The organism is Vibrio sp. OPT18 (assembly GCF_015163615.1).
In the GTDB taxonomy this organism is placed as follows: Bacteria; Pseudomonadota; Gammaproteobacteria; order Enterobacterales; family Vibrionaceae; genus Vibrio; species Vibrio coralliirubri.
In genome coordinates, this window is the sequence record NZ_JADDYK010000030.1 from 1 (window position 1) to 22,097 (window position 22,097).

Annotated in this window: 24 protein-coding genes; 21 read left to right on the forward strand and 3 right to left on the reverse strand. The window is 42.4% G+C overall.

All coding sequences use genetic code 11. The features are described from left to right. Positions 1 to 171 precede the first annotated feature (171 nt). The 15 genes from IQQ51_RS06055 (at position 172) to IQQ51_RS06125 (ending at position 11,574) form a co-directional block, all read left to right on the forward strand. A complete protein-coding gene (locus IQQ51_RS06055; RefSeq protein ID WP_193840592.1) occupies positions 172 to 987 on the forward strand; it encodes a tetratricopeptide repeat protein in 816 nt (271 codons plus the stop codon). 182 nt (positions 988 to 1,169) lie between these two features. Beyond that, positions 1,170 to 1,418, forward strand: a complete 249-nt coding sequence (locus IQQ51_RS06060) for a hypothetical protein (RefSeq protein ID WP_193840593.1) — start codon at positions 1,170 to 1,172, stop codon at positions 1,416 to 1,418. 119 nt (positions 1,419 to 1,537) lie between these two features. Further along, positions 1,538 to 2,173 (forward strand): hypothetical protein, encoded by a 636-nt coding sequence (locus IQQ51_RS06065; protein WP_193840594.1) that lies wholly within the window; start codon positions 1,538 to 1,540, stop codon positions 2,171 to 2,173. 36 nt (positions 2,174 to 2,209) lie between these two features. Beyond that, entirely contained in the window at positions 2,210 to 2,659 is a 450-nt protein-coding gene (locus IQQ51_RS06070; RefSeq protein WP_193840595.1) for a GNAT family N-acetyltransferase, read from the forward strand. Positions 2,660 to 2,698: 39 nt separating this feature from the next. After that, positions 2,699 to 3,589 (forward strand): hypothetical protein, encoded by an 891-nt coding sequence (locus IQQ51_RS06075; protein WP_193840596.1) that lies wholly within the window; start codon positions 2,699 to 2,701, stop codon positions 3,587 to 3,589. Positions 3,590 to 3,937: 348 nt separating this feature from the next. Then, positions 3,938 to 5,356, forward strand: coding sequence for an SLC13 family permease (locus IQQ51_RS06080; protein ID WP_048613999.1), 1,419 nt, complete (start codon positions 3,938 to 3,940; stop codon positions 5,354 to 5,356). A 6-nt stretch (positions 5,357 to 5,362) separates the two neighbouring features. Next, complete coding sequence (locus IQQ51_RS06085) at positions 5,363 to 6,718, forward strand: ATP-binding protein (RefSeq protein WP_050650637.1); 1,356 nt, start codon at positions 5,363 to 5,365, stop codon at positions 6,716 to 6,718. Then, positions 6,705 to 7,178, forward strand: a complete 474-nt coding sequence (locus tag IQQ51_RS06090; RefSeq protein WP_017070648.1) for a response regulator — start codon at positions 6,705 to 6,707, stop codon at positions 7,176 to 7,178. The genes IQQ51_RS06085 and IQQ51_RS06090 overlap by 14 nt, the downstream gene beginning before the upstream one ends. Before the next feature lie 404 nt (positions 7,179 to 7,582). Then, entirely contained in the window at positions 7,583 to 8,083 is a 501-nt protein-coding gene (locus tag IQQ51_RS06095) for an opioid growth factor receptor-related protein (protein ID WP_193840597.1), read from the forward strand. Positions 8,084 to 8,282: 199 nt separating this feature from the next. Continuing rightward, a complete protein-coding gene (locus IQQ51_RS06100; protein ID WP_193840598.1) occupies positions 8,283 to 8,738 on the forward strand; it encodes a hypothetical protein in 456 nt (151 codons plus the stop codon). A gap of 112 nt (positions 8,739 to 8,850) precedes the next feature. Next, the gene (locus IQQ51_RS06105) at positions 8,851 to 9,525 is read left to right on the forward strand and encodes a hypothetical protein (RefSeq protein ID WP_228012700.1); all 675 of its coding nucleotides are present in this window, start codon (positions 8,851 to 8,853) and stop codon (positions 9,523 to 9,525) included. Positions 9,526 to 9,588: 63 nt separating this feature from the next. Beyond that, positions 9,589 to 10,038, forward strand: a complete 450-nt coding sequence (locus IQQ51_RS06110) for a GNAT family N-acetyltransferase (protein WP_193840599.1) — start codon at positions 9,589 to 9,591, stop codon at positions 10,036 to 10,038. Next, entirely contained in the window at positions 10,031 to 10,423 is a 393-nt protein-coding gene (locus IQQ51_RS06115; RefSeq protein ID WP_193840600.1) for a hypothetical protein, read from the forward strand. Before IQQ51_RS06110 ends, IQQ51_RS06115 begins: the two co-directional genes overlap by 8 nt. Before the next feature lie 89 nt (positions 10,424 to 10,512). Further along, complete coding sequence (cyaB, locus tag IQQ51_RS06120; protein WP_086969717.1) at positions 10,513 to 11,064, forward strand: class IV adenylate cyclase; 552 nt, start codon at positions 10,513 to 10,515, stop codon at positions 11,062 to 11,064. Between the two features lie 27 nt (positions 11,065 to 11,091). Further along, entirely contained in the window at positions 11,092 to 11,574 is a 483-nt protein-coding gene (locus tag IQQ51_RS06125) for a tetratricopeptide repeat protein (RefSeq protein WP_193840601.1), read from the forward strand. Between the two features lie 98 nt (positions 11,575 to 11,672). On the opposite strand, the gene IQQ51_RS06130 is transcribed toward IQQ51_RS06125, so the two are convergent. Both IQQ51_RS06130 and IQQ51_RS06135 read right to left on the reverse strand, forming a co-directional pair. Continuing rightward, complete coding sequence (locus IQQ51_RS06130) at positions 11,673 to 12,701, reverse strand: methionine synthase (protein ID WP_193840602.1); 1,029 nt, start codon at positions 12,699 to 12,701, stop codon at positions 11,673 to 11,675. Between the two features lie 45 nt (positions 12,702 to 12,746). Beyond that, positions 12,747 to 13,724, reverse strand: coding sequence for a DUF1852 domain-containing protein (locus IQQ51_RS06135; protein ID WP_029224214.1), 978 nt, complete (start codon positions 13,722 to 13,724; stop codon positions 12,747 to 12,749). A gap of 344 nt (positions 13,725 to 14,068) precedes the next feature. Between IQQ51_RS06135 and IQQ51_RS06140 the strand changes: the two genes are divergently transcribed. The 5 genes from IQQ51_RS06140 (at position 14,069) to IQQ51_RS06160 (ending at position 19,449) form a co-directional block, all read left to right on the forward strand. Next, on the forward strand, positions 14,069 to 14,878 hold the full coding sequence (locus IQQ51_RS06140) for a sulfite exporter TauE/SafE family protein (protein ID WP_029235341.1): 810 nt from the start codon (positions 14,069 to 14,071) through the stop codon (positions 14,876 to 14,878). 226 nt (positions 14,879 to 15,104) lie between these two features. Beyond that, entirely contained in the window at positions 15,105 to 16,109 is a 1,005-nt protein-coding gene (locus tag IQQ51_RS06145) for a metal-dependent hydrolase (RefSeq protein WP_193840603.1), read from the forward strand. Between the two features lie 210 nt (positions 16,110 to 16,319). Beyond that, positions 16,320 to 17,939, forward strand: a complete 1,620-nt coding sequence (locus IQQ51_RS06150; RefSeq protein ID WP_193840604.1) for an endonuclease — start codon at positions 16,320 to 16,322, stop codon at positions 17,937 to 17,939. 382 nt (positions 17,940 to 18,321) lie between these two features. Beyond that, on the forward strand, positions 18,322 to 18,666 hold the full coding sequence (locus IQQ51_RS06155; protein ID WP_081229650.1) for an antibiotic biosynthesis monooxygenase family protein: 345 nt from the start codon (positions 18,322 to 18,324) through the stop codon (positions 18,664 to 18,666). A 132-nt stretch (positions 18,667 to 18,798) separates the two neighbouring features. Further along, complete coding sequence (locus IQQ51_RS06160; RefSeq protein WP_193840633.1) at positions 18,799 to 19,449, forward strand: ArsR/SmtB family transcription factor; 651 nt, start codon at positions 18,799 to 18,801, stop codon at positions 19,447 to 19,449. Positions 19,450 to 19,654: 205 nt separating this feature from the next. Here IQQ51_RS06160 and IQQ51_RS06165 read toward each other — a convergent pair whose 3' ends face one another. Next, positions 19,655 to 21,127 carry a carboxypeptidase M32 gene (locus IQQ51_RS06165; RefSeq protein WP_193840605.1) on the reverse strand — a complete coding sequence of 491 codons (1,473 nt, stop codon included), beginning with the start codon at positions 21,125 to 21,127 and terminating at the stop codon, positions 19,655 to 19,657. A 296-nt stretch (positions 21,128 to 21,423) separates the two neighbouring features. Between IQQ51_RS06165 and IQQ51_RS06170 the strand changes: the two genes are divergently transcribed. After that, a complete protein-coding gene (locus IQQ51_RS06170) occupies positions 21,424 to 22,059 on the forward strand; it encodes a LysE family translocator (protein ID WP_193840606.1) in 636 nt (211 codons plus the stop codon). The last annotated feature ends 38 nt before the right edge of the window (positions 22,060 to 22,097 follow it).

Here is a 22,097-nt window from a genome sequence, read left to right on the forward strand (position 1 = left end):
AAACAAAGTCATAGGACTAGGTATGCCCGTTAGAAGCTAACGGCTAGTCAAATATGGCATCGTTGATCTTCAAGCTGATTTGATCAACAACGCCCCTAACAGTTCTAATTTACAGCTAGAAAACTTCTTGGCATGATGTTCTGTAAAATTTATTTTTAAAGGTGTTTAACTATGAAAAAAGCTGTACTAGCTTTAACTATCGCGTTGTCTTGCTCTAGTGTTTTCGCTGCATCTATAGATAAGGCGAACCTGCTCTCCGAACATGGCTTGCATGCACAAGCTAAAGAAGAATTAATTGATGTGATCTTCAGTAAATCAAACAGTAAAGTGAAAGCTAAAGCATACTATGAACTTGGCAACATCTCTTTCGAAAATAATCAAGTATCACCAGCTTTAAGTTCTTGGAAAAAATTAGTAGAAATTTATCCGAGTTCGCCCGAAGCTAAACTTGTAAAAGGCCGCCTTGAAGAGCTATCTCAAATTGTTGGCGAGAATGCTAAGGAGAGTGTGGATAATGCAATTGCAGCCTCATATCTTAAGCATGCAGACTTCTGGGCTGATGACCGAGCTAATACATTTGTTATTGACTCTAGCTGGATTCCAAAAGTAGAGGCTGCTAATAAGTGGTACGATAAAGTTATTGTTGAGTTTCCAAATTCAAAGGCTGCTAGAATTGCGCATGAAGAAAAATTAAGAACTCTACTTGGTTGGGAAGAGCGAGGGAAATATGGCTCATCTTACGGAGTAAAACGAGACTTTGATACTTATATGCCACAAGTGTTAGAAACTTTTACTTCACTAGAAAATGAGTTTCCAAATTCACCTACTTTGCAAGCCTTTAGATATCAAATTGCTCAAGCTTATTGGAGCGCAAAGCAATGGGATAATACTCGCCTATGGTTAAATGCTATCATTGAGAAGTCTAATGGTCAGGATAACTTCTACAAAGATACTGCCGAGAGAAGACTCAAAAAAGTTGAGTACTAAGAAGTGATTAAATAAAGTATTTAAGAGTGATTCACAACGCTGAAGCCTTTACCTTAAGCAAGTTTAGTGTTTAAAACACAAAATAGTTTAGGTAAGGCTTCTGCGTTGTTCACATCTTAATTTGGCGCTATGAGCTTTATTAATATTATTAGAAGTATCAACTTACTTAAAAGGATACAAAGATGTTCCAAGTTGAAATGACTATAAATGGCAAACCGATGACGGAAGCCAATATTCAAAATGAACTAGAAAAAGCAATGTTAGAAGCAGCAGTTGAAGGAATTAAAGAAACAGTTGAGTCTGCTATTTCAAAAGATGAAGCACTACAAATAAAAATCGATATTATTGGGAATAATATCGAAGAACTATCACTAAAAATAATCGGTCCAGATGAAATAGTAGCTAAGATAGGGGCTGTTTTAGCTGATTAGCCTCCCTGACCATAAAAAACGATTATAGCGTCAATCATTAATTTTGGACTGTATTTTCATCCCAGAATGGTACACATTCACTCACACCTTTTCGGGATGTTGGTACTCAGGAGTAAAAAATGGCTATAGAGGAAGTCTGTTCAACTGCATCTATGTGGATCGAACCAAAATACGTTGTTCCAGCATTCATGGTTTTGTTGTCGTCAGGTCTTTTCCCGTTTCTCCTACATAAATATAAAGTGAAGCGAGAACGAGAAGAAAAGCTATTTGATACGAGAAAAGAAGAGTATCAGGGGTACTTTAAGAAAATGGAAGAAGCCGCGAGGTTAGCGGGACAGGACTACGATAAATATTTGACTGAAACGCTGCCTAACGCTTCACGTCAACTCTATGAAGCCCATTCTTCCCCAGAAGCTCTAGTCGAATATCAGCAAACACTAAATGCTTTCACCAAAGGCATTAATGACGGGTTTATGAAAGCTACGAATGAGCTTGTTAGTCTTAGAATTGTATGTAGTAATCAGTTAGCTTTACTGTTAGATGATTTTGAGGGGACATACCAAGCTATGATGAGCTTACAACCTCAGATGATAGAGGAAATTCAGCTATCTCTTACTCCGGAATCCTTTATTACTGGTCAATTCAACTTCGAAACTCCGAGTAAAATTCAGATGAATGAGCTGGGAGCATCTTTAGTTGAAACTAGAAACTTGATAATCAAGACGATGCGCAAAGAGTTGGGATTTGAGGACTAACAAAAATTTAAGATTGATTCGGTGTGCGTGGCAGGTATGGAATTCGAATATAAGAAAGTAGAACCAAATCATAGAGATTTTCAGTCATTAATCGCTGAGCTGAATTTGTCACTTCGCCAGATTACTAATGACACAGGTGAAAGCTCATTTTCGTCTGACGTTTTTGACCCATCAAAAGATGGATGCATCGTGGTGTATCTGAATGATACCGCTGTGGCATGTGGGGTATTTAGATATCATGAAAGTGAAGTTTGTGAACTTAAGCGGATGTACTCTAACAAAGCCGGTGCTGGCTCATATTTATTGAAACAACTCGAATGTCTTGCGATTGAAAAAGGGTATCGAAAAGCTATTTTGTCGACACGTAGAATGAACTCAAAAGCGGTGGCCTTTTATTGTCACCACGCTTACTCAGAATCCAGTGCGTATGGAAAATATGTCGGTGTAGACCGTTCGATTTGCCTGTCAAAGATGCTAGTCATATAAACAACCAAATCTATTCGGTCTTAGTTTCACGGAGGAAACATGACAAGCGACCAACTGTTGGAAAAGGCACTTTATAGCAGTGCCAGCATCCATCAACCTCATTCTCTAAAAGCTTATTTGGCTGCGAATTATCTGAATGCTTATTTCGTTAAATCAGACAATGTGTGGCTTAAAGCGAGTGAGCTGATAAACCAAACTGAGATTGAAGTTTTAGGCGAGTACTCTGCAACGGTGCAAGCGCCAAAGTTTACGGATTTTCGTATTCAAAGGATATTGGATAATGGGGTATACCCAGCGGCGTATGCTGCTTTAATGCAGTGGTATGAGAATAAGGGCTTTCAAGACATCTTCTCGCATTACGTTGCTCAGGCTTCTCAAACCAGCGAATACCTTTCCCACAATGTGACTATCTTATTGGCGCTGAATCGTGTTTACCGTGAGTTAGAGCCGTCTCAAGTGCCAGTATTCCTTAACCGCTTCACTGAATTTGTCACATCGACCCGTTCTGATGGCGACCGAAACACTGACATAAACGAAGTCGTAGATCTCGATAAGGTATTACAAGCGTGCTTAAAGCAGTTTGGTTTCTTTGGGCATAACCTCATTACGCTTACGTGGATAATGCGTTGCAAGGAAGATTTGTCGAAAGAGCAATATGACGCAATGCTTTCTAATCTTTATCGTCAGGCCAATAGCCCTTTGGAAGATCCTGACGATGAGATTGATCAAGCTATCTTAGCGCAGTGTCAAAGCTCAGATAATTCAGATGAGCTCTATTACAATATCCACCGATTGGTTTTTGGGTATACATTGAACCTGCACCAGATAACGCTAGCGGATGCATTGTGCTTTCTTCACGAACGATTCCCTGAACATGCAGCAGAGCTAAAATGTGTCGCAGAGTATCAGTGTCGTTTGTTAGAACAGTAAATTTAGAGATAGAGCCACCCCGTTTGGTGGGGTTCTAGTCGATACGAAAAATTTCAGGCATACCTAACCCAACGAGCTTGTTCCGCGTTTTTATCAGAAGTGGCCCTCAATTTATGGACATGACTAGAAACGTAGAAATCACTCTCCTGAATTTAATTTCAACAATAAAAGACATACAAACATTGAGATAGCGCACAGAAACGAAACTGGGGGTATCGCGATCACGTAATCATTGATCTAGCTGATAGTGAGATAGCGATAAGAGCTCGATAATTCGTTGTCGGATCTAAATTAGAGCTGTAAATCTAATTTCTAAGTAGTTGTTATCTCAGGAAGAGTTTTTGTGCTATGCGCCCCTATATTAAATACATTATCCCAATTTTAATTCCTTTCATTATCCTCGTAATGCCGCTATCAGCGTTTCCATTTGAAGGCCTTACGATTATTCAACAACGCGTTATTGCGATCTTTTTATTAGCGGCATTGTGCTGGGTGTTCGAGCCTATCCCGATTTACGCGACGTCTGTTGTTATTATCGTTCTGCAATTATTGATGTTGTCGGATAAAGGGCTGATCTTTTTAAGGTTTGAGCATGGGGAGGAACATTTTGGTGAGTTGTTAAAATACAGCGACATCATGGCGACATTCGCCAGCCCAATCATCATGCTGTTTTTGGGTGGTTTCTTCTTAGCGATGGCCGCCACTAAGTATCGATTAGACGTAAACTTAGCTCGCGTGTTGTTGAAGCCATTTGGACAAGATCCAAAGTTTGTGATGCTCGGCTTAATGTTGATCACTGGTATCTTTTCGATGTTTATGTCTAACACGGCAACAACGGCAATGATGCTCTCTATTTTAACGCCGGTATTGGCTGTGTTTGGTCCGAAAGACCCCGGTCGTGTAGCGTTTGCGCTTTGTATCCCTGTTGCCGCTAACATCGGTGGCATTGGTACCCCGATCGGCACCCCCCCGAACGCTATCGCACTTAAATATTTAGTTGGAGATAACCTCATTACGTTTGGCGAATGGATGGCATTTGGTGTGCCGTTTGTCGTTATTATGATGGCGTTAGCGTGGTTTTTAATCGGCTTTATGTACAAAGCTGACCAAAAGAAAATCGAACTAAGTATTAAAGGTAAATTCCTTAAAACGCCAAAAGCCATTGCGGTGTACGTCACTTTTGCGCTGACCATCATTCTTTGGTTAATGGGTTCAAGCCATGGCATGAACTCTTATACCGTCGCTTTGATTCCTGTCGCTGTGTTCTCACTCACAGGGATCATCAATAAAGAAGACCTGAAAAAGATTTCTTGGGACGTACTGTGGCTTGTATCAGGTGGTATCGCGCTTGGTTTAGCTCTCGATAAAACTGGCTTAGCAAGGCTCGTGGTACACAGTATTCCGTTTGATGCTTACTCACCCTATGTGGTGTTGTTCGGAGCGGCGTTCTTGTGTTTGCTAATGGCAAACTTTATGTCTCATACCGCAACGGCCAACTTGTTAATGCCAATTATGGCTGCATTGGGTTCGTCTATGGCTTCACTCACGCCACTAGGCGGTGAGATAACGTTAATTCTGGTTGTGACCTTTGCCGCTTCATTAGGTATGTCGCTGCCAATCAGTACACCACCGAATGCGTTGGCTCATGCCACGGGTCATGTGCAAAGTAATCAAATGGCCAGAATCGGTATTATTTTAGGTGTGGTTGGTGTGCTACTGAGTTTTGTTATGGTGTGGCTGCTACATTCAATTGGTCACATAGGATAACGATACGTGTATCAACATAAGTTAGAAGCACTTATCGAGCGCTATTTTAACCAAACAGAACGTCGGGTGACGTGCCGCGCCGGTAACACCATTATTGAACAATCAGCGTTAAACACTCGTTTATATTATGTGTTTAGTGGAGAGCTGGAAGGGTTTTATACCGATGCGAATACACCGCAAGTGCGAGTATTTAGCGCGGGTAGTGGGGCTTTTATAGGCGTTCATAGCTTCTTTTCAGGTAATTGGACAGCATCTTCAACGGTTGTTGCTAAAACCGATGTTGAGTTAGCGTGGATCGATAAAGACACGCCTGCAGAAGATGAACGTAAATTTGGTCCTCTTACCGCACAGTTCACACCTGTGATTGTCAATGAGTTGTCGCGTCGTCAACGCCGCGCAACACAGGAAGCGATCGCGAAACAAAAAGCGCTAGAGAAGTTACATACTGCTGAGCAAATGACGACCTTGGGGCAATTGGCTGCCGGGATTGCTCATGAACTTAACAACGCTATTGGTGTAGTAAATAGTAAATCTGGTCGACTTGAAACGGTCATCATGGATCTGCTTGAAGAAGTGCATCCAGAAGCCAGTCAATTTTTCGATTTTGGGTTAATGCATGGTCAGAAAACATCGTCGTTAGAAGCACGAACACGTGGGCGACAATTTGAAAGAAAATATGGTTTAGACAAAAACATTGCTCGCTCTCTTGCAAAGGCGATTCCAATTGACGCTTTATCTGCAACAGACGTTATTTCAAAACATTGGCTGAAAAACCCAGAAGAAGCGATTCGTTTTTGGCAGATGGGCTGTGATTTACATGATCTACGTTTGGCATCTAGACACACCGTCGGCATCGTAAAATCGGTTAAACAACTTGGCAGAACGGATATCGACACCGAAGAAGCGGTTGATATTAACGACTCCATTAACCATGCCTTATCGTTGTTACAAAGTGAGTTACGTAGAGTGTCTGTGCGATTGAGCCCTGCGGATTTACCGTCTTTTAAAGGCTCGAAAACAGAGCTCGTTCAGATTTGGGTCAACATTGTAAAGAATGCTTGTGATGCAATGTCGAATTCAGACGATGCCACAATAGAAATTCAAACCAGATTAAGTAAGAAAAGAATATTAGTTACGATCACGAATAACGGCCCTGAGATAGATGAGGCGACTCGTAGAAAGATATTTCAGCCCAACTTCACCACTAAAAAAGGTGGTCTATCGTTTGGATTGGGCTTGGGTTTATCAGTAGTTAAGCGGATTGTGGCAGGTTATGGCGGAAGTATCATTGTGAAAAGTGATGCTTCTAAAACTGTATTTAGAATCAAGTTACCAATAGAGGGTGAACATGGAGAAGCTTAATTTAATCTGTGTCGATGACCAGAGAGAAGTACTGAGCGCAGTGATACAAGATTTAGAGCCGCTGGCGAGTTGGCTGAATATTGAAGATTGTGAATCAGCGCAAGAAGTGCTTGATCTCATTGATGAACTTGACGCAGAAGGCGAACACATTACCGTCATCGTGTCTGATCATGTGATGCCAGGAAAAACGGGTGTGGAGTTACTCACTGAAGTGTTCCATGACAGCCGCTTTCCGAATACAAAGAAAATTCTTCTTACGGGGCAGGCCACTCATACTGATACCATCAATGCGATTAATGCAGCAGGCATCGACCGTTACTTTGAAAAGCCTTGGCAAGCAAGCACATTGGTTGAGTGCATTCGTACCCTTGTCACTGAGTACATATTTGATCAAGGGCTTGATTACACGGACTATCAGAATGAGCTCGACCAGCAGGTTGTGTTGAGACGCTTGCGCTAGTCTCTTGAAATTCAATGCACCGAAGGACGCTTTCTGAAGGGTTTTTCGTTGAAAGATGTAATCCTTCGGTGCTTATTTTACCTACCTCTTTTAGTCGTTCAGGTTTTAGTACTCAGTTATTAACACACTGGTTGCTGGCTTAAGTCTAAAACTCATACGCAACGCCAACGCCAACCAAAATTGAAGTTCATGCATAGTCTTTATACACCACATTAGTGCCGTTCCTGCCTCTAGGTAACGCCAGCGGGTGCGTTGTGTTTTCTTCACGAGCGATTCCTAACGCGTGGGACGTGGAGTTCTAAGCCAAATCGGTACTTACAACGTAAAGGACTAGGCTTTTCACGGCTTACTGCGTAATAATGCATTCGCCCACAAGTGGGGTTTATAGTCAGTAGGATTTTAAAATGAGTGAGATTGCTCGCTTTATATCTGGTGAAGCGCCGGATAAATTTGGTCGAAATATAGAACAGTTATTGGCTTACAATCATTTTTGGTTGGAGCATGACCATAAGTACATTCAAGTATTTTTCCCAATTGATGAGGGGACTAAGTTTAATCAACATGCACCGTTGGTTACTCAAGAAGACAGGGCGATTTTTGCTGACTCAGAAGCGCTTCGCACAGCTCATCTACAAGTACTTGACCTGATGCTTGAGTTTTGGGGCATGCAGCGCAACGGGAATGAAATATCTTCATCGTTGCCACTTAGCCCGGCGAATCACGTATGGCTAAAGAATCATGACCATAACCAGTTAAGGCTAACGCGAGCCATTCGCAGTTTATACTTGTTAGGTAATGAAGAGGTCGCAACTCGGTTATGTGACTATCTAGTATCAGCGGCGAGCGAGACAGGCTCGGTGTCGGAGAAAACCGTTCAGTATTGGCGCAATGCCCTAGAAGGTTAGGCTTTTCTGTGCAGATCTTTCGGCTCTGCACATCATTGATTCTCAATGCGCGGCATTTTTGTACGATGCCGCTTTCTCTATATTCAACATTTGAATGCAATTTGTGGAATATATCAAAATTAATTAAGTTGATGGTAAGTTATTACTTTTCATTATGTTAGGGTTCTTTTCTTAAGGTCAGCGGATTAGGAAGAGGCTCATGAAAAAGGGATTTGTGATAGCGATATCAATCGGCTTTGTTGTCTTCTTCCTTGTTGGTCGTGAGCTTCAGTGGTTCGGGTCCAGTAATTCCGAGTCCTTTCCTAAACTTCCTGATAGTCCCCAATTTGTTCCTTCTACCGATTTCGACGGTGAGTGGCTAGGCCGTCGCATTAACACCACTGGCAATAATATGTGTGAACGCACAACTATTACCGGAACTATTCGTGAGGGCAAAGTTACCCTAAGGCTTACCTACAATGGAACACCGTTAGAGGGTTGGGTGACGGAAAGCGGCGACTTACGTTTATATGCTAAACATCGCCAATGGGATTATCGTTTTTCCGCACATGGCAGTGGCAATAGATTTGACGGCCGATGGCACTTAACCAATGGACCGTGCCAAGGAAGTTGGTTTATAGAAAAGCTGGGTGATAGTTTTGGCGTTGATGAGTAAAGGACAATTTTCATGATATCCAACATTTGGCACTTTCGAAGCGCACTTGTAGAAGGTGATTGCTTTAGAGGCATTATCTATTTTCGTTTTAAATTGGGGATGATCGGTGCTGATGAATAATGAAGTAATGAAAAAGTTAGGTTGGTTCATGGTTCGGTTGGTCATCGCTTACTTATCAATCGGAGTGTTGCTGGGCGTTATAATACTTAACAACACTTACGCGCCACGCTTTTTTTTAATGAATTGGGACATTATGGCGTGGTTTGCCGTCTTGGTTACCATATTAAGTTATGTACTATTTCGGATAAAGAAGACGACCAATATCGGCAAACTTATGTTTGCGAGTATTTTGGGAGCCGTTGTTTTGTTTATGTATGCAAAGGAAAGTTATTGGATTGCCAATATTAATGTGCGCTCTTGGAGTCTGTTTCTTGGTGTATTGTATGTGTTCATGCTTTTATATTTCTTGTTTCCCCACAGATGGTTAAAACCGTTTTTGTTTTTATCTCCTGTTGCTGCTGGCTCATGGGTTTTATTTTGGGTAGGTTATACACCGATTAACGTCACCTTGAGCATCATGGAAGTGCAAGGGACAATTCCAGATGAAAAATATCACAAGGCAATCGCTATGCTCCCCGAGGTTTATAGCGCTTGTCTGATATCGGCATTGCTTTGGACTTCACAGATCCTAGGTGTTTACGCCTTGGCGTACTGGGGAAACAACCCACGGGTGAGTTACCAAAATGCGGTGCGATTGTTAAAATCAATGGTTAGCTCTTCAAAGTGATTCAAACTATCTGGCACTTTTCTATGCCGTATTCAGATGTGATTTGAAAACAAAGGAAACAATATGGAAGTAAAGCTGGTCAAAGGTTCAGACCCTCAATTCGCTGAGCTAATCACCAAAACGAATATGGCGAGTTACTATCAGGCTCGCGGCATCGCTTGGGGCCATAGTCAGTTTTTACGAAGCTGGGATGAGCTGGATAACTACGAAGTCTATGTCGGTGGTAACCGTATTGGTGTCATCCGCTTCAGCTATACCCGTGGCACCACGTTTCTCAGAGACTTTCAGATATTAGCTGAACATCAAGGCAGAGGTTTTGGTGCTAAGTGTTTAGATTTAGTGATCGAACATGCGAACAATCAAGCATCGGCTCAGTTAGTGTTGCGCGTGTTCAGTGAGAATCCCGCGATTAAGCTTTATCAAGCAAAAGGTTTTACTAAGTTGTCTGAAGTGAAAGGGCTCGTTGAAATGGAGCTGCTTTTAGGACCATCATTGAGAGGGTGTCATGGGTAACCGTATCCAATTAAATTTTGTTGAATACTTATTTTCAGAGTTGCTGCTTATTGTTATTGCACTAGGTCTTGTCTATTGGATATCAGACGGTGATCGTTCATCGCTGCTAACCATAGGGCTGATAATTTGTGCTCCTCCATTAATAAAAATTCTAATGTTGTGGTGGAAGCTTCGAGATAGCTCATTTGAAATCATGAACGGTCATGTACGTTTAAACGGCGTTGCTTGCGATGTGGCTTTACAGCGCAGCTTTCTTCCGTTTGACATTGGATCATTCATCAAGCTTTCATACACGAAAGGTGCAATGCAGAAACACAATATTTACCTTTCTAAAGGCTCTATGAGCCAAGAAGAATGGCAGCGTGTGTTAGCGTGTCGAACGTAGTTCCACTGCTTTAGTTTGTGTTGTGCGTCAGTTTGTATTTCGGATGCGGTTCGTGTGCTAGTATCGCCTTTTTTGCACCGAGCGATCTTATGACCAACGACCATTTCAAAGGCAAATATGAGGTTGAGCTGAAGTATCGACTTAGCTCTAAGTCTGAGTTCTTGAAAACTTTGAACCTAATTCCTCATGAAGTAATGCTGCAAGACAATCAGGAATGTGATTGGTATTTCGATAGCCCTGATAGAAGCTTACAGGCTCAGAATAAAAGCTTGTGTATTCGCACTATGGAGCCGTCGGGCATCAAACTATGGATCGTAAAAGGCCCTGAGCCTGATCGATGTGAAGCGACAAACATCACCGATGCGTCGAATGCGAAGAGTATGCTAGAGAACCTGGGATACGAAGTGATTCTTGAAGCGCAAAAAACTCGCAGTATCTATTTTGTTGGAGAGTTCCATATCACGGTCGATTCTCTTGCGGGTATCGGTGATTTTGCCGAATTTGCTATCATGACGGACGATGAATCTAAGTTGTCTGCGTATAAAAGTGAACTTGAGTTGTTAGCCAATAAATTCGGGCTGACTCAATCGGCACAGCAAACTCAGTCTTACAAACAGATGTTCGAAGAAATGAACGCATAGCACAGCGCTTAAGCGTCAGGGAGAGTTATGGACACCACTATCAAACAAGCCATCGAATTGCGAAAAGAAGAAAAGTATCAAGAGTCGCGTGACTTGTTGGCAACGCTACTCACTGATGAAAACTATGCGGCGAAAGCTCATTTACAGATTGCGTGGTCTTACGACAACCAAGGCAAAGAGCAACAGGCGATTGAGCACTATGTATTGTCTCTGTCTGGCGTGCTTTCTTCAGTAGAGCGTTTTGATGCGTTGTTCGGCTTGGCGAGTACTTATCGAAGCCTTGGTCTCTATGCAGAGGCTTTAGGCTATTTCGAACAGACTATGGCTGAGTATCCTGACTCGATAGAAGTGAAACCTTTCTACGCAATGTGTTTGTACAATTTAGGTCGCCATAAAGAGGCGACGTCTCTACTACTTGAGCTGTTGGTTTCTACGACCAATAGTGAGGCGATCAAAGAGTACCAACGAGCGATCTCTTTGTATGCTCAAGACCTAGATAAAACCTGGTAACAGCCACGTATAAAGTTCATTAACTCACATAACAAAAAGCCTAAGCATCGATGTGATACTTAGGCTTAAAGGCATAGTTTTTGTTCTTTAGGAAAGCGTTACGCTGAAAGCTCTTTACGAACGATCTCTGCGCCAGCACTGAGCGCATTCAGCTTAGCTGAAGCAATGTCCCGAGGTAGGGGAGCCATGCCACAGTTGGTGCAAGGGTAGAGCTTATCGGCATCAACGTACTTAAGTGTTTCTCGTAGAGTGTTAGCCACATCTTCTGGTGTTTCAATTGAATCGGTTGCCACATCGATCGCACCAACCATCACTTTCTTGCCTCGCACCAGTTCAAGTAGCTCAAGAGGTACATGAGAGTTGTGACACTCTAAAGAGATAATGTCGATATTCGATTGCTGCAGCTTAGGAAATACTTCTTCGTATTGGCGCCACTCGGTGCCTAATGTCTTTTTCCAATCCGTATTGGCTTTAATGCCATAGCCATAACAAATATGGACTGCTGTTTCGCACTTAAGCCCTTCAATGGCTCTTTCTAAGCACGCGATGCCCCAATCATTCACTTCATCAAAGAACACGTTAAACGCAGGTTCATCGAACTGAATAATATCAACGCCTGCTGCTTCTAACTCTTTCGCTTCTTCGTTGAGGATCTTCGCAAATTCCCACGCCAGTTTTTCACGGCTTTGGTAATGCGCATCGTAAAGTGTATCAATCATGGTCATAGGCCCCGGCAGAGCCCATTTAATCGGTTGATCCGTTTGTTGACGTAAGAACTTCGCATCTTCAACAAACACGGATTTTTGGCGAGAAACAGGGCCAACCACTGTAGGCACACTTGCATCGTAACGGTCGCGGATTTTAACGGTTTCACGCTTTTCAAAATCAACGCCATTCAAGTGTTCAATGAAGGTCGTTACAAAGTGCTGACGTGTTTGTTCGCCGTCACTCACAATATCAATGCCTGCTTGCTGCTGCTCGTGCAGAGAGACACGCAGCGCATCTTGTTTGCCATCTGTGAGTTCATCGCCTTGAAGTTTCCATGGTGACCAAAGCGTCTCTGGTTGTGCAAGCCAAGACGGTTTCGGCAAGCTGCCCGCTGTTGAAGTCGGTAATAGTGTTTTCATAATAATACTGCCTATCCTTGGGTGGTTTGAGAGCGCAATAGACGATTAAAGTGCGTAATTTGCCGACCAGTTCTCTAGAACTGATTGGTATGGCTTAATGAAATTCTCTTCTGCGAATTTACCTTGTTCAACCGCTAGCTGGCTTCGCTCTTCACGGTCATACACAATTTGAGTCAGCGAGTGATCCAAGTTTTTCAAGTTTGGTTGGTAACAGTTGCCCGCAACCGCGTTCGCGTTGTAAATCTCAGGTCGGTAGATTTTCTGGAACGTACCCATGGTGCTGATGGTGCTGATAAGCTCTAGGTTAGAGTAATCGTTCAGCAGATCACCAAAGAAATAGAAAGCCAAAGGTGCAACACTGTTTGGCGGCATGAAATAACGAACCTGTAAGCCCATCTTCTTAAAATATTGCTCAGTTAAAGAAGACTCATTTGGTTGGTATTCAAAACCTAATACAGGGTGTTGGTTTTCAGTGCGGTAATAGGTTTTATTATCTGACACGCTTAAGCAAATAACAGGTGGTTTATTAAAGTTCTTTTTGTAAGCGTCAGAGTTAACGAAATATTTAAAAAGTTTGCCGTGTAAATCACCAAAATCTTCTGGAATACTGAATTTATCTTGGCCTTTATTATGATCCAATAGACGTACGCTAAAGTCATAATCTCGAACATAAGAAGAGAAGTTATTTCCGATAATGCCTTCAATACGCTCGTTAGTTTTACGGTCTACAATATTGGTTTTCAGCACTTCAATTGAAGGAAATGCTTCGCCGTTGCTTTCAATGTCCATATCAACAGAAATGATTTCAAGCTCAACAGAGTAGCGGTCGCCCTTAGGGTTGTCCCAGTGTGCTAACGCGTTGAAACTGTTATCGATCATTTGTAGTGCATTACGTAAGTTCGCTTGACGACTGTCACCGCGAGCCAGGTTAGCAAAGTTGGTTGTGATACGCGTGCTGTCTGCAGGCTGGTAGTTTTCGTCGAGGCTAATGCTCTTAATCGTAAAATTAAATTCTTTATTCATGCTGATTTGGTATCCCAATTTGTTTTCTGATTCTCTCGGTCTTTAGTATTAAAACGGCTTTTATTTTTTTGCTTGTGACCGGATTAAGAATCGAAGGCTATGCTGTCTGAAATTAATACTTAGTAGAATTAATGTCGTATAAAGTTAATCGCTTAAGGTTTTTATACGTGGATAGGTTGACCATTAACAATGGTATTACTTCACATTCAACATGAGGAATATTCATGATCTATTCTGTTTGAATATTTAAGCCGGTGTCAGTTATATTAATTAGCTTGATGGAAATATAACCACATTAATAATGTGTTATTTAAGACGATTAATTTAATTAAGAGATGGATGAAATGAGTGAATTGCTGTTGTTGATTTTCTACTGTGCGTTACTGGGCAGTGGTGTTGGGTTTCTAGCCGGTTTGTTAGGTATTGGCGGAGGGCTGATCATTGTTCCCGTGTTAAGCAGCATTTTACTTTATTTAGAAGTTCTTCCGTCCGACCAAGTGGTTGTCGCGGCGATCGCTACCTCGTTGGCATCGATTCTGTTCACCTCTACGTCTTCTGCTCTTGCTCACCATAAGAATGGAAATGTGCCTTGGGATTTGGCACCTTGGATCATGCTTGGTGTTGCTCTGGGTGCATTGGTTAGTGGCTTTATGGCAGCTCTGTTGCCAGAAAAAGTCGTTCGTATTGTGTTTGCCGTGAGTGTGGTTCTGATTGCGATCAAGATGTTCTTAAGCAGCAAAAATGATGCCCCTAAGGAACGAAAACTACCGAACAAAGGCGTGCTCACTGTTCTGACAACCATTACGGGCGGGTTGTCTGCCATGATAGGCATTGGTGGCGGTGCATTGTTGGTTCCGTTATTAACGTTCTTCTCTGTCGATATGAAAAAGGCGATTGGCTGCGCGTCGGCTTGTGGCATTGTGATCGCGTTGTTTGGCTCGATAGGTTACATCAGTTCAGGCAGCAGCCACTTTGCTCTATCAGACGGTTTTGCTGGGTTTGTTTATCTGCCTGCGCTGCTGGGTATCGTGTGCACTTCTTGGTTTACGGCTCCGTTGGGCGCAAAAGCTACCAACCATTTACCGGTTCCAACGATTAAGAAAATCTTCTCAGTATTGCTGGTGGTTATCGCAGCAAGCATGGTGGCTCGTTAATTAAAGATCGTTCAAGTGTGAATATATAGAACAAAAACGAATAAATTGATCAACCACCAATAATTAGAAAAGGGCAGTTTCATAACCGCTCTTTTTTGTTTATCGGTCTATGCTTATACAGCTATGTACATGAGTATATTGATAAAATCGTTTAGTTATGAACAATTCACTGCTATAGCTAAATGTATCTTGTTTGATTCAACGGAATGCTATCAATGAGTGGTTTATGGATCCTTTAACGCAGGGCGTGTTAGGCGCTTCTTTGTCACAATCGGCCAGCAAAAAACAACATTTGGTTGTTGCTGGGGTATTAGGGTTGCTCTCCGGGTTAGCGCCAGATTTAGATGCACTGATTAAGTCTCAAAGTGACCCTTTGTTGGCTTTGGAGTTTCATCGACAATTTACCCATTCACTCTTCTTTATCCCCATTGGCAGTTTGATCTGTGCCTTGGTTCTGCATCACCTGATTGCAAAAAGGCGTGGGCTTTCTTTCAAACAAAGTTGGTTGTTTTGTGCTCTGGGTTATGGCACTCATGCACTGTTAGACGCTTGTACCACTTATGGCACGCAGTTACTTTGGCCTTTCACCAACGCGCGTTTTGCTTGGAACACCATCTCAATCATCGATCCTGTTTATACGCTTCCCATCCTAGTATTGCTTGTGTTTGCAACGTTGAAACGAGCGCCTTGGTTCGCGCGTGTCGCGTTTGCTTGGGCGCTAATTTATCCAACATTAGGGATGATTCAACGAGACAGGGCAGAGGCGGTTGGGTGGCAATTAGCGCAAGAAAGGCAACACACACCGATTCGATTAGAGGCAAAACCAAGCTTCGCTAATATCTTGGTGTGGAAAGTGGTGTACGAAACAGAGGCTCAATATCATGTAGACGCAGTGCGGGTTGGCACATCGGTAAATGTATATCTCGGAGAGTCGATTGCGAAACTGAATGTTAGCAGGGATTTACCTTGGCTAGACCCAGATTCCCAACAAGCCAAAGACATTGAACGTTTCCGCTGGTTCTCGAATGGTTATATTGCTCAGGACCCAACAGACGAGCTTCGTATTATCGATGTCCGATATTCAATTGTACCGAATCAAATGAAAGCACTTTGGAGCATCAAGCTATCAAAAGCTGTTGATGCAAATACGCATGTAAAATACGAAACCCACAGAGACAATACACCAGAATCGAGACAGCTCTTCTTCGCTATGCTCACTGGCGATAAATGATCTAGTTCTGAAAAGTACAAAGGCTGAGTCAGATAATCTGCTCAGCCTTTTTTATTCCTTTATTTAACAGGTCGATGTTATATTGATTTACATCACATATATTAATAAAACCCATAATGCTTACATTTATAAATGTGATATATACCTCCATTCATTTTTTGATTACTTTCTAAGCTTAGTTGGTTTTTATCCCATTAAACAGAAGGTTATATGATAAATAGAATAATAACACTAAGTGGCGTTGCATTACTTTGTTCAGCGAGTGCGCATGCGCAAATACAGAATGGAAGTTTCGAAAACTGGGAAGGAAACGTACCATCTGGTTGGAGTGTGATTGACTCCGGCATTGCACTTTCGCTCTCTACCGATCCTGTAAATAACGGCAGTTTCTCAGCACAAGTAACAGTGAATACAAGTACTCAAAGTAATACCGACTTTCTTCAAACGATACGTGTTGAAAAAGGGAAAACTTATGATTTCTCTGTCGATGTTTACCACACGGAAGGCAACGTGAAAGCTCGCCTTTTTGTTGATGGCTATTTAGGTTACTCGAATAATGGTTTAACGAATCAGTGGCAAGCATTGACTCACTCGTACAGCGCTACGAGCACTAAAGATATCGTTGTGGGCGTACGATTTTATGATGATGCAGGTTTTGATGGTTCGGAAGTTGTGTATTTAGATAACTTTCAGCCTACGGAGTCTCCACCAACACAAAGCTGCAATGACACAAGTGCCGCACTCACGCTAGTTACGGATAACTATGGTTCTGAAACCAGTTGGTCTCTCAAAAACTCAGTTTCTCAAAATCTTTATTCTGGTTCAGATTATAAAAATAACACCATCAATGAAGTGGAAATGTGTTTAGCAGATGGTAACTACACCCTAGAAGTCTCAGACTCTTATGGAGATGGAATGTGCTGCAGTGTGGGGAATGGTTCATACAGTTTGTCGGTAAATGGAACCGTTGTGGCATCTGGTAGTGATTTCCAAGCAAGTCAGAGTACAGAATTTACGATTGGTGGCTCAACGACTACACCACCAACTGAACCTCCAGTGTTAGGTGAGTATTACAAAGACGCTGAAGGCAAAGTGGGCTTTGCGTTAAAAACGGCCTTATATCAAATTATTGATAATCATAGTAGTCAGGGTTACACCGCTATTTGGAGGTTGGTGTCTGAGGCTGACCTAGACGCATACTATGACACTGATGGGTCGATTCTCGATATGTATTCGGAGAAACCTTCAGGCTTAGATTCAATCCAATTTACTAAGGTGGCCGATCAATGTGGTCAATACAGAAAAGAAGGTGATTGCTACAACCGTGAGCACTCATTCCCGAAAAGCTGGTTTGGTGGGAAAGTCGAACCAATGAACTCTGACGGTCACCATTTATTTGCCACTGACGGCTACGTTAACTCGAAACGTAGTAATTGGCCATTTGGTGAGGTGAGTAGCGCGACATACACATCAAGCAATGGTTCTAAGTTAGGCAATGCAGCGAACTCTCTTGGTTATGTGGGTACGGTGTTTGAGCCAATTGATGAATTTAAAGGTGATTTCGCAAGAGCATATTTCTACATGGCAACACGCTATGAAAATGAAATCGCTAATTGGGAAGGGAACTCTACAAGCTCTGATGCGGTTCTAGATGGAACCAATACAACTGTTTTTGAACCTTGGCTACTTACTATGCTAAAGCGTTGGCATTCTGATGATCCAGTAAGTCAAAAAGAAATCGATCGGAATAAGGCGGTGCATGATTTTCAAGGGAATCGTAATCCGTTTATTGACCATCCAGAGTTTGTAAGCCAAATCTGGGGAAATTAATCGGAATATAACCACCGTGACAATGGTTTCATGATTATTGAATTGAGCCCAACCCTTTGTTTGGGCTTTTTTATTGAGAGGCAGTAGAGAACATGATTTTAAATATTTGAAAAAGCATATTGTCTGAAGACCCGTATACTTGTCAGTGATCTGCACCATCAATACTGGCCGCTACGTTAAGCGACTTTCGATAACTTTAGTTATCTCTGAATTGTTGATTTAGGGGAAGCTGTAACTCATTTATTCCCCAAAGTGAGTTAGTAAAGATGGAGATGTCAGGGTTTAGACATAAATACATCCATACTTCGACCACTAGCGAAGTATCAAGGAATCTGTCTGTTAGAGTGGCCCAATCAATTAAGCCCGATTAAAGAGAAAAAATATGATTGCTGTAATTTTTGAAGTTCAGATTGCTGAGGGTAAAACAGCAGAGTACTTAGATATCGCGAATAAAATAAAATCACAATTAGAAGATATTGATGGCTTTATTTCCGTTGAGCGCTTTCAAAGCCTGACCAATGATGGAAAGGTTCTTTCTTTATCGTTTTGGGAAAATGAACAAGCTATTCATGAATGGCGTGCATTAGAGTCTCATAGGTTTGCACAAGCTAAAGGGCGTGGTGGAGTATTTGAAGACTACAGACTAAGGGTGGCTAGTGTTATGAGAGATTATGGCATGAACAAACGCAATGAAGCCCCTAAAGATAGTATCGAAGCTCATGGATGATGTAGTGAAATTGAACATTGTCACGAATCACTATACATTGATTACATCTACCATAGATACATAGGTGCGCAAAATTTGAGGCAGCAAGATAACCTTTCTGGTGAGCTAGAAAACTATAATCAAGAAACAGACATGGCAGCACTAGCAGCAGCCATGTTTGATGCTTCTAGGATGAAAATTCTGTGTGCTTTAATGGATGGAAGGGCATGGACAGCGACAGAGTTAAGTGCTGTTGCTGACATTGCAGCATCGACAACCAGTTCACACCTGTCACGTTTAGTCAAAGCTAACCTCTTGATATGCATATCTCAGGGGCGGCATCGATATTTTCGCTTGTCTAACAATAAGATTGCTTCATTACTGGAAAGTATGATGGGGATTACCTTTCAAGCAAGCAACCCCTCACGTTCGAAAGTTCCTGATGAGCTACTAAAGGCAAGAACTTGTTACGATCACTTAGCTGGAAACATAGCAGTCAAGTTATACGATTCACTAGTTTCACATGGTTGGCTTGAAAGCGATGGAAGTGATTTATCCTTGCTAGGAAGGGATAAATTTCTAAAGCTCGGTATTTGCCTTGAAGCAAAAACTAAGCGTAAAAAATGCTGTCCATGCTTAGACTGGAGTGAACGGAAGTTTCACCTTGGCGGATTCTTAGGAGCATCGTTATTTGAATTTCTTGAAACGCATAATTGGATAGAACGAGTGCAGGGATACCGTGAAGTAATTATTACACCTAAAGGTCATCAAGAACTAAGTCATCACTTTCAGGTTAGCAAATAAAGATTGTTTTCGATTTTGATTTTAGCTAATTAAAGTATTCACTCTATCTCATTATTGTCCAACTCCGTGCTAGCAGGTACCAGGATATTCCGTGATTGTTAAGTTCGATGAAGAGATAAAGCCTTCAAATCAACCTAAGTATGTTTTGAAATGTGATTAAAAAGGCTGAATCAATCAACTGATCAGCCTCTATCGATTTATTCCATTAAAGGTAGCGGCTTCTTAAATGATCTTTGAAGTATTGCGCATTTAAGGTTTCGCCCGTTGCGCCTTTCACCAAGTCATCGGTGGTCAGCAGGCTGCCTTTGCTCCAAATATTCGATTCTAACCAAGTGAAGATAGGTGATAGGTCACCACTTTCAATCACAGAGTTCACATCTACCGTTTTCTTCATTGAAGCCATGAACTGCGCCGCGTACATCGCGCCTAATGTGTAAGATGGGAAGTAACCGAATGCGCCGTCTGTCCAGTGGATATCTTGCATACAACCGTTAGTGAAATTGCCTTGAGTGCTTAAGCCAAGGTATGACTGCATCTTGGTATTCCATAACTCTGGAACGTCGGTGTGTTTAATCTTGCCGTTGATCAAGTCACGCTCAATCTCGTAGCGCAGGATAACGTGTGCAGGGTAGGTGAGCTCATCAGCATCCACACGGATGAAGTCTTTCTTCACGCGCGTGTAGATCTTCTGGAAGTTCTCTTTTTCAAACTCTGAGCCTGAGAATTGCTGCCCCGCCAAGTTTGCTAAGTGTCCGATGAATGGGTCGCTGCGGCCAACTTGCATCTCGAAGAACAAAGACTGAGATTCATGGATGCCCATAGAGCGCGCTTCGCCCGCTGGTTGGCCTGCTAAGTGCTTTGGTAAACCTTGCTCATAACGTGCGTGTCCAGTTTCGTGGACGATCCCCATCAATGATTGAACGAATTCAGCTTCGTCATAGCGCGTTGTGATACGTACGTCTGAAGGCACGCCGCCACAGAATGGGTGGACACTTTCATCCAAGCGGCCGTGTTCGAAGTCGAACTGAAGCAGCTTCATGACTTCTAAACCAAGTGTTTTCTGTTTCTCGGTCGAATAGATGCCAGATGGTGCGTTAAATTGCTCGCTCGATTGTTTTTCGATCACTTCATCAATTAAACCTGGAAGCCAAGTTTTAACGTCTGCAAATAGGGTATCAAGTGAAGCAGAGCTGGTGCCCGGTTCATAGATATCCAGCATCGCATCATAAGGCGTTAAGTTAGCGGCATCTGCGCGGATCTGAGCTTCTTCACGAGATAGCTCAACCACTTCACGCCAGTTCTTTACGAATCCAACCCAGTCGTTGTTACCACGTTGGCTGCGCCATGCATGTTCACATTTTGAACCTGCTAGAGATTTTGCTTCCACCAGTTTTTCAGGAAGTAGGTTAGCTTGTTGCCATTGGCGTTTAATTTCACGTAGAGACGATTGTTGATCGTTGCTCAGTGCTTCGTTTTCGGCGTCTGCAATCCAGTCACCAAGCTGAGGTTGCGTCATTAATCCGTGAATATGAACCGAAAGCTCGGCCATTGCTTCACTACGAGCTTGGTTACCACCTGCTGGCATCATTGAAGCTTGGTCCCAACCACAAATAGAGGCTAGGTGTTGAAAGCGTGAACATTTTTGAGAGTGTTCGACTAGTTTTTTGAATGCGCTCATTTGACTACTCTTAATTTGGTTTCTTCAAATGATCCTTAGGGCTGTGTCAGCGTTAAGGTTCATCTCGTGTACTTTGATTATGGCTCTGCTTTTTAATGACGCCGACCTTCGCAGTCGAAGATATAGCGAGAAAAGCATGAGGCGGTACGATGCCTTGAATTTACTATTTCTTAACAAATCAAACTGTTCTATTGTGCACAAAATCAGTGAGTTGTATAGCTGGTGGCAATTGTTGCTTGCGAATTGTTCAGATACACGGTATTGATGATAGATCGCTGAACAAGAATGACAATGATATGGATATTTTGAACTTTGAGGCATTTCTAATTGCCATCACTATTTTAACGCTAACGCCGGGCTTAGATACGGCTTTGGTGATTCGTAATACCAGCCGCTCTGGCTTAGCTGACGGTTGTATGACGAGCTTTGGTATTTGTAGCGGCTTGTATGTGCACGCGCTATTCTCTGCTGTAGGTATTTCTGCAATCCTCGCCCAATCCGCTGAACTCTTTCAAGCCGTTAAGATGGTGGGTGCGGTTTACCTCATCTGGCTTGGCTTAAGCAGTTTACGAGCTTTGATGAAAAACGGTGGCGGTTTGAAGGTTGGTGAACAAGCACAGCAAGCATACAGTGCCAAGCGTTCTTTGCGTGAAGGCTTCTTGTCTAACGTTCTTAACCCCAAAACAGCGGTTTTCTATTTGGCCTTTTTACCTCAATTTGTAAACCCTGAAGGTTCGCCTTTATTGCAATCTATGTTGATGGCTTCGGTACACTTTATGATTGCGATGGTATGGCAATGTGGTTTGGCTGGCGCTCTTAACTCGGCTAAAAATTTGCTCAAAAACGCGAGTTTTATGAAGTGGATGGAAGGCGTGACGGGCATGGTGCTGGTTGGGCTGGGTGTTAAGCTTCTGATGGAAGAGCCTGTGTAGTTCACCGTTTTCAGTTGAACATGAATATATGAAAGCCC